The 2,743-nt window shown below is 68.3% G+C and carries 1 protein-coding gene; it reads left to right on the top strand.

The window, feature by feature from the left end:
* Positions 1-479 precede the first annotated feature (479 nt).
* Positions 480-2,743 (top strand): serine/threonine-protein kinase (locus tag HUW62_RS46670; protein ID WP_176438124.1); only part of this gene is annotated, 2,264 nt, incomplete at its 3' end.

The following is a 2,743-nucleotide window of genomic DNA, read 5'->3' as shown; positions in this document are numbered from 1 at the left end:
GGGACTCGAGGCGCCTCTTTCGTGCCCGGTAGCCCGCGCCTGGCTTTCAGGGCACCCGCAGCACCACCTTGCCCACCGTCGCGCGTGACTCGAGCTGCTGGTGCGCCCGCACCGCCTCTCCCAGCCCGAACGTCCCCCTCGAACTGCTGGGGCGGCTGCCGGGATCTCCTGGGTGGATCCGCTCCCCGCCGGGCAGCCTCGCGCGGCGCTCTGCGTCGCTGGATCAGGCACGCGGCGATGGACCCTGTGGGGCGCCACCTCCAGGCTCGGAGCAGGGGATGTCCGACATGTGACGCGCCGCCTCCTTCCTGCTCCTGCTTCCAGGGGCCTCAGAGGCGCTCAAGTTGCCGGATTCCTTGGGGTTTCAGGGGTGTACGCATGTTTGACTCGCTACAAAGGCTGAGACTAGAGTCCAGTCCTCCGCCCGGTCTGCGCTCCGCCTGCCGCGGTGCTCCCCCCGGCCCCGGACGCTCCACGAGATGAAGAAGCCGACCCTTTTTGGGAAGTACCTGCTCCTCGAGCGCATCAACGTCGGCGGAATGGCCGAGGTGTTCATCGCGAAGGCCTTCGGCGTCGAGGGCTTCGAGCGAATCCTCGCCATCAAGAAGATCCTCCCCACGATGGCGGAGGACGAAGAGTTCATCACGATGTTCATCGATGAGGCGCGGATCAGCGTTCAGCTGAACCACGCCAACGTCGTGCACATCCACGAACTCGGGAAGCACGACGACGCGTACTTCATCGCCATGGAGTACGTCGCGGGGCGCGACGTGCGGACCATCCTGGAGCGCTACCGGCGGCGCAAGGAGATCATGCCCACCGCGCAGGCGGTGTTCATCGCCTCCAAGCTCTGTGACGGCCTGGATTACGCCCACCGGAAGAAGGACGCGCGCGGGCAGGACCTGCACATCATCCACCGCGACGTGTCGCCGCAGAACGTCCTCATCTCCTACGAGGGTGAGGTCAAGGTCATCGACTTCGGTATCGCCAAGGCGGCCAACCGCTCGCAGAAGACGCAGGCCGGCATCCTCAAGGGCAAGTTTGGCTACATGAGCCCGGAGCAGGTCCGGGGCATGCCCATCGACCGGCGCAGCGACATCTTCGCCGTGGGCGTGCTGCTCTACGAGATGCTCACCGGCGAGAAGCTCTTCGTCGGCGAGTCGGACTTCTCCACGCTGGAGAAGGTGCGCAACGCGGACGTCCCGCTGCCCCGCGAGTTCAATCCGAACATCCCCGCGGGGCTGGAGAAGGTCGTCCTCAAGGCGCTCGCCCGTGAGACCGAGGACCGCTACCAGTGGGGCTCGGACCTGGCCGAGGACCTGATGCGCTTCCTGCTGGCCGGGGATGCCATCTACTCGTCGAAGCACTTGTCCTCCTACATGAAGGAGGCCTTCGCCGAGGACATGCTCCGCGAGGCGGAGAAGATGGAGCGCTACGCGGGAATCGAGCGCCCGGATCAAATCGAGACCTCCGGCGTCACCGCGCCGCCCTCCGCGCAGGCGCGTCAGGGCCCAAAGCGCGCGCCTCCCTCGGTGGTCGTCGCGGGTTCTCCCGCCGGCCGCGCGCCCACCGCTCCGGCCCATCCCGCCCCGAACTACATTCCTCCTCCCACGGACGAGGAATTGGAGGCGATGGACGGCGGTGGCGCCGACAAGACGCAGATCGTCGACTCGACCCAGACCTTCATGTCCCCGGAGACGCGCGTCGCCGAGAGCAGCGTGCTCGTGGACGACAGCATCACGGGTCGCTCGGAGATTCCGACCCTGCAGGGCAGTGGCACCAATGCGGCGTACCCGTCGCGAGAGCCCGAGCCCTCGATGCGCAAGGGCAAGAGTGGCCCCAAGTCCCAGGTCGTCATCGCCAGCGAGGACGGCGAGGCCTACGCGGGCGCGACGATGATCGGCCCCGCGCCGACCGCGCCCCCCACGCGCTCGAAGCCCTCGGCGGAGCCGCCCGAGGAGACCACCGGAAACATCACCGTCTCCGCCAACAACGGGCGCGGCAATCGTGCTTCGCAGCGTGCGCCGTCTCCGCAGCACCAGGAGTCCGGGGCCTATGACGCGCCTGACGATGGTGCCTACGCGACGGACGGCTATGGCTCGCAGGAAGGAGCCTATCCCGACGACTCGCAGGACCACGACGAGGTCACCGGGACGAAGACTCCCGCTCCCGCGCCGAAGAAGGGCGCCAAGGCCACCGCGAAGCCCGTTCCCGTCAAGGCCAAGTCCAAGTCACGGCCCGCCGCGAAGGGCTCGCCCCTGCAGTCGCTGGCGAACCTTCCCAAGCCGGTGCTCTTCGGCTCCGCGGCTGGCATCGCCGTGGTGGTGCTGCTCCTGTTGGTCGTGTTGTTCAGCGGCCCTTCCGGCGAGCAGGTCTCCTTCTCCGTGCCGCAGCCTGGCGCCGTCGTCGAAGTGAACGGGCAGCGGGTCGAGCCCAACATGATGCTGGCTCTGCCGCCGGGCGACTACGAGGTCGTGGCCAGTGCGCCCGGGCACAAACCCGAAAAGAAGTTCGTGACGGTCGTCGAAGGCCCGCCCCTCGCCGTGTCCTTCAACCTGGTTCCCGAGGTGGCGGCTGCCGCCCCGCCAGAGGAGCCACCCGCGAGGCCCTCGGAGCCCGTGGCCAACGCGGGTTCGGGCACCACCGTGGACCCCGGACAGGCGGTCGTGCCTCCTCCCGCCCAGAACCCGGATCCTCAGCCCGTCGCGGCCAACGACCCGCCTCCTCCGGAGAACCCTCCCAC

Origin of the sequence: Myxococcus sp. AM011, assembly GCF_013372595.1 — a bacterium.
Classification (GTDB): domain Bacteria; phylum Myxococcota; class Myxococcia; order Myxococcales; family Myxococcaceae; genus Myxococcus; species Myxococcus eversor.
The sequence above is the reverse complement of the archived record's forward strand: the minus strand, read 5'-3'. Positions and strand labels throughout refer to the sequence as shown.